This window comes from Curtanaerobium respiraculi (genome assembly GCF_024609215.1).
GTDB classification, from domain to species: Bacteria; Actinomycetota; Coriobacteriia; order Coriobacteriales; family Eggerthellaceae; genus Curtanaerobium; species Curtanaerobium respiraculi.
The window spans coordinates 1-5,537 of sequence record NZ_JANIPD030000022.1; the positions used below are offsets into that span (position 1 = coordinate 1).

At 62.9% G+C, this 5,537-nt stretch carries 1 protein-coding gene; it reads right to left on the minus strand.

Going from position 1 to position 5,537, the window contains the following annotated elements; all coding sequences use genetic code 11:
* Positions 1–536: 536 nt before the first annotated feature.
* Positions 537–5,279 carry an InlB B-repeat-containing protein gene (locus tag NOV21_RS06470; RefSeq protein WP_283171719.1) on the minus strand — a complete coding sequence of 1,581 codons (4,743 nt, stop codon included), beginning with the start codon at positions 5,277–5,279 and terminating at the stop codon, positions 537–539.
* Positions 5,280–5,537 lie beyond the last annotated feature (258 nt).

Below are 5,537 nucleotides of genomic sequence, written 5' to 3' on the forward strand. Positions count from 1 at the left end.
GCTGCCCCTCGAGACAGAGTCCTCCCCATCTAGAGACGCAAGGCCAAATATTACGTGTTTGCCCGGAATAATGCCAGCCTTTGGCACGGGCCGCCCTGTCTCCGCAGTTTCCCCACGCACGCGGGGCGCTGCCCTGCACGCGAGATGCCGAATGCGCCTCGGCGTGACGAACGGGGATGGGTGCGGCGGAGGTTGGATGCGGTAGGTACAAGCTGGATGTAACAAAATAGGCAGTTATGTGTACTTCGGAGAGGGTGGCGATGCCCCCGTTGAGGATTAACGCCTCCAAAAAGCCGCATAACTGCATTTTTTCGTTGTAATTACAACGAAAAGACAGGAATTCCGCCATCGAATGCGGAATCAGCGTCGGTCAAAGTACACATAAGCCCCTTTTTTGTTACAAGCAGCTTTTGGGCACGGCGAGGAGCTGGTCCCGCCCGTTGGTTCCCGCTTGTAGGCGTCGGGCCCGCCAACGCTACCGCTGGCGGGCCCGATCTCTGCTCTGCGACTACTTCCCGCAGGACCCCAGAGGGGTGCTATTTGCGCTTACGACGAACGTAAACCGCGATGGCGATGGCGGCTACGCCACACACCGCAACCACCACGGGCACTACCGGCGAGAGGGTGTTGTCGCTAGTCTGCGGCAGGCCCCTGCGGCCCGACTTGATGGTCTTCGTGACGGTGGGCTTCGTGCCGCCATTGCCGGGCGTCTGAGGCGTCACTGACTCGTCACCCTTGGCGACCTTCACGGTCAGCTGGATCGTCTCGTCATCGGTCGCAACGGCATCCTTGCCGTCGGGCCACTGGGTCCCCTCCCACGTGAAGGAGAACACCTTGTGCGTACCGGATTGGGAGTCTGCCGTAGCGCCGAACGAACCCTTGACCGTACCGACGATAGTGAGGTTCCTGCCAACCTCGGCATCCTTATCAATCTTGATGCCAGGCACCGTGAGCCTCATCCAGCCATCGGTCGCACCGGCCGCATCCACGACCCTCTCAAGGTCGGAGTAGGTCGCGATGGAAGCAGGGTCGCTCAGGACGAACTTGACGGTAACGGTCCGACCGCTCACCCTCACGTCGCTGACCTTGAAGCCATCGCCGAAGTCGGTGGCCTTGACCTTGCTCGCGTCAAGGTCGGACGGGAGCGTCATGCCCTCGGGGACGGTGAAGGTGGCCTCGAACGAGAACTTGATGGCGTCAAGGGCGATGGTGTCGTGGTTCGCACCCGGATAGGCCGCCTCGATCCTGTTCATCTGCTCTTGTATGGATGCCGCGAGGATGGCGCCCGTCAGGTCGAACGTGGAGCCCTGGGCGGACTCGATGACGGCGTCATGCTCCGTGTTGGTGCCAACCAGCATGTCGGCCGGAAGCTTGGAGGCCACGGGGGTGACGGCCTGGACCGTGAACAGGATCCCATCGTTGACGGAGTTGGCGGTCGCGTCCATGCCCTCGGGCTTCTGCACGCCCTCCCACGTGAAGGCAAAGACCTTCGTGGTGCCCGTCTCGGTCTTCGTCGCGTGGGCCTTGAAGTCGCCGGTCACGGTGCCGGAAACGGTAGCCGTATCGCCCGCGGGGAAGTCGTCGTTCACCTTGACGCCGGGGATGGTGATCCCCATGGTGTCGCCAAGGTTGTCGATGACGGCCTCCTGGAGGTCCTTGTACGTCTCGATGCCGTCCTTGAGCGTCATCTTGACGGTCACGGTCCTGCCGCTGACGGACACGTCGGACACGGTGAAGGTGTCGGAGAACCCGTCCGTCCTGATGGAATCCTTATTCAGGTTCTCGGGAAGGGTCATCGAATCGGGAATGGTGAACGTGGCCGTGAAGGAGGAGGACATGTCCGAGAGCTTGATGCCCGCATAGTCCGTCGTATTGGGGAACTGAGACTCAATACCCTTCATCTGGGCCTTCACCGTAGATGCTTCGATGGTGCCCGTGAAGTCGATCGTCTGGCCGGGAAGAACGGGGTACACGCTGTCGTGCTCGGTGTCGTTTCCGACCAGGATGTCGGCAGGAAGCGTCTGAGCGGCAGGCTTCACCACGAGAATCGTCTGCTGGATTCCCGTGCCGCGCGGGTCCTTGCTCACCTGGATCTGCGAACCGGTCCAGCCGTAGTCGAACTTCTTGACCTTGCCGGTCACGGTATTCTTGGCGTACGAGGAGAACGTGCCTTCCACGACGCCCGTGGCCGTGAGTTCCTGTCCATTGGTCACGTTGTCGGCATCAAGCGAGAGGCCGTCGACGGTGACCGTTATCGGCTTGGGAAGCGCAGCGGTCGATGCGTCGTCCTTGCCGGTGGACACCACGGCATCCTTGAGCTGCTTGTAATTGCCGTAGCTACCCTTCAGGCCGAACGTCACGGTGACGTTCTGGCCGTTGACCTCCGTGCTCTTCACCTCGAAGCAGTCCCCGAGGCCCGTCGCCGTGACCGTCGGGTTGGGCGGCACGACGACGCCGTCGGGCAGCGTGATGGTCGCCTTGAAGGTGGACGAGGTGTCGGAGAGCGTGATCTTGGTGAGATCGTCCAGGCCGCCCGCAATGGAGGCCTCGAGGGCGTCCATCTGGCTGACGATGCCGGAGGCGTCGACCGCACCGGTCATGCTGAAGGTCTCACCCGTGGAGACTTCCTTGATGGACGTGGTCTTGTCCTGGGAGCCGCTCCACATGTCGCTCGGAATCGTGGTGTCACCCTCGACGTGCTCGATCGCGGGATCGCTATCCCACTTGAGGTAGTAGGTCACATCCTGCGTCAGCTTGGCCGTGCCGTCGATCTTGGCATGGGAAGAGCCTGCGGCATCGTTGAACCAGTAGTAATAGCGGTCGACGGTCCAGAACCACTGCGTTTCCTGGATATGCTTGTTTCCGAGCACGTGGTACTTGTAGATCGCAATACCCGTGTATGCAACGTCGATATCGGTATCGGTCGGGCTTGCGATACCCTTGGTCGACGAAGAGATGGAACCATCGCCCAGAGACCTAAGCAGCGCATCGAGGGTCGTCTTGTCGGAGACCTTGGGCTGCCTCTTGACGACGGCAACCTCGCCGCCGTTCGCGTCGGTTTCGATATCGAACACGGCAGGGTTCTTCTTGAACACGCTACCCGCAGAGAAGGCACCACCGTTCGCGGAGAACTTGACGGTCACGAGCTGGTCTTCCCATTTGGCGTACAGGTCGACGACGCTCGTGCCGGCAGGCACGGAAAGCATGCTGCCCGCGGCGACCTCGTCGCCCGCGCCGTCAGGCTGGGTGGTCCAGCCCTTGAAGGTCTTGCCCTCGAGGGCGAATGCAGGGACCGCCGCCGCGACCTCGTCGTCCGAGAGCACCTTGATGGTGCGCGAGGGGTCGCTCGACGTTGCGAGGTACGTCACGTCGGTGTCCGCGCCGTTATGGTACTTGACGGCATAGGACGATGCATCGCTTTCCCACTTCGCGTACACCGTCATATCGGAGGAAACCGCATCGCTCGCAGAGAACGGCTGCTCGGTACCTGCCGCATCCTTGTAGAACCAGCCGAGGAACTTATAGCCCGGGGCGAACGGGTCGCCCGGAACCGCGACGGAACCGCCCGCGACGGACTTTGCAGCCCCGAGGGCGTAGCCGCGCATGGCAAGCGCCGTCTGGTCGGCGGTGGAACCATCCGCGAAGGAACCCGAGACCGGCTGCGTCGCGTCGTCGGCATTGAGCTTGAACGTCACCTTGGCAGCGGGAACCCAGACATGCTTCTCGCCATCGCTCGATGCCTTGGCGACGGAATAATCATAGGTCTGGCCGTTCTTGTTCAGAGGCTTGAGCGCAGCGGTGGACGGATCGGCAAGCGTGAACAGGGAGAGCTTCTCGTCGCCGTTGGCGGCGCCGTTCACGGGAATGGTGCTGCCCATGCTGCTGTTGTAGCTCGGCGCGTACTTGACGAGGTACGAGCCGCCCGTCACGACGAAGTTCTTCATCGTCTGGCCGGCGCCGTTGTCGGCATTGCTTGCCGCAGGAGTCTCGACGAGGCAATCTTCCTTGAATTCGATCGACCCGCCGGTCTGCGCCCCGAAGAGGGCGCCGCTGTTGTTGCCGTCTCCCTTGATGGTGGAGTTGGTGAGGATGACGTCGCCGGTGTTCACGTTCAGGCCACCGACGCCGCCGTTGGTGAACTCGAGCGTGGAGTCGGTGACGTTGACCGTCCCGCCTGTCACGCCGACCGAGATGCCCGCGGTCGAGCCGGCGTTCGCCGTGATATGCGAGTTCGCGATAGTAGAGGAGCCTTGGACGGTCATGCCCGTCTGGCCGTAGAACGACGGGTTGATCGTGAGGTCGGAACCCTCCATGTTCAGCTTGTTCACGTAGAAGGTCTGGCCGAAGCCCTTCACCGTGAGCGATGCGTTCTTGAGGTTGAGGTCGCGCGCGTCGAACCAGGTGCGGGCCTGGGAGTTCACGTTGACCGTGCAGTTCTCGAATGTGATGCCGGACTCGTAGAAGTTTGTGTTGCTCTTGTCGTCCGCCGTGATGGTGAGCTTGTCCTTGCCTGAAGAGCCCTTGACGGTCCCGGCGAGGGACAGGCCGCGCGAACCGCTTGCGCCCGCGTTGTTCTTGAAGACGTAGGTGCCGTCGGTGATGGTGGAGCCGGGCTGCGCGGTGAGGGCCGTCTTGAACCCGGTCATCGTGAGGGTGCCCTCGCCCGTGAGGGTGGCGCCGCTCGCAAGCACGATGCCGTCGATGCTGTTGCCGCTGCCGCTGATCTTCGCGCCGTCGGCCGCGATGGAAAGCGTCACGCCCGAGGGGATGGTGGCCGTCGCGGAGAGCGCGAGGTCGCCCTTGACGTGGATCGTGGTGACGGAGGGGTCGGCCGCCTGGAGCTCCAGCGCCTTGGCGAGCGTCTTGAGCGCCGAGGAGGCGGAGCCGTCGTTGGCGTCGTCGCCGGCCGCGCCGTCGACCCAGAGCTCGGTCAGCGCCGCGGGGGCCATGGGGGCCCGGAGCATGGTCACGGCGTCGCCGCTCGGCGCGGCAGCCTCGGCCGAGTTGTCCGAGGCGGTGCCCTTCTCCGCGGGGGTCGCGACACTGGACGCAGAGCCCCCCTCGTCTGTGGCGGCACCTGTAGTCTGCCCGTCGGCACCTTGCGAGCCGGCGTCTGCGACTGCCGCCGGATCGGGCGTGGTTTCGGTCGCTGCGGGCGCGTCGCCCTCCCCCATGCCCAGCGCATACGCGATGCCGCTGGTAGGGGTCATCGAAAGGGCCAGCAGGGCGGTCAGGCCCAGCGTGGCCATCCGATGCCGTAGCCTATGCGAGTTTTTCATCGGGGTACGTCTCCTATCACAATTAGACAAAAGCCCGCCGTTACAGACAAATCGTAGTCACTATATCACATCTCCGCAGATAACCAAAGGGTTTCTTTAGTATCGGGGAGCTCCTTCAAGGGGCTCCGAGACCGAGGAATCCGCGGGTTCGACTCGCGAGCCTGGCGGCCCGTGCCAAAGGCTGGCATTATTCCGGGCAAACACGTAATATTTGGCCTTGCGTCTCTAGATGGGGAGGACTCTGTCTCGAGGGGCAGC

Excerpts from the sequence above, each read along its gene's own strand:
- NOV21_RS06470 (WP_283171719.1), bottom strand. The coding sequence starts at position 5,279 with ATGAAAAACTCGCATAGGCTACGGCATCGGATGGCCACGCTGGGCCTG.